1 protein-coding gene is annotated in these 506 nt (G+C 66.4%); it reads right to left on the minus strand.

What is annotated here, in order from left to right; translation table 11 throughout:
* Window positions 1-506: EF-Tu C-terminal domain-related protein (locus tag AABA78_RS38900; protein WP_338270591.1), on the minus strand; the 506-nt coding region annotated here is incomplete at both ends.

Below are 506 nucleotides of genomic sequence, written 5' to 3' on the forward strand. Positions count from 1 at the left end.
GCGAACCGGAGCTCCTTCTCCATCGCGACCGGGGTGATGAGCTCCACCTCGATGGCGATGTTGTCGCCCGGCATGACCATCTCGACGTTGTCCGGCAGCTTCACCGTGCCCGTCACGTCCGTGGTGCGGAAGTAGAACTGCGGACGGTACCCCTTGAAGAACGGGGTGTGGCGGCCGCCCTCTTCCTTCGACAGCACGTAAATCTGCGCCTTGAACTTCGTGTGCGGCGTGATGCTGCCCGGCTTCGCCAGCACCTGGCCGCGCTCCATGTCCTCGCGCTTGAGGCCACGCACCAGCGCGCCGATGTTGTCGCCCGCCCGGCCCTCGTCCAGCAGCTTGCGGAACATCTCCACGCCCGTCACCACCGTCTTCTGCGTCGCGCGCAGACCGACGACTTCCACTTCCTCGCCCACCTTGATGATGCCGCGCTCCACGCGGCCGGTGGCCACCGTGCCACGGCCGGCGATGGAGAAGACGTCTTCCACCGGCATCAGGAAGGGCTTGTC

It is taken from the genome of Corallococcus caeni, assembly GCF_036245865.1.
GTDB lineage: Bacteria > Myxococcota > Myxococcia > Myxococcales > Myxococcaceae > Corallococcus > Corallococcus caeni.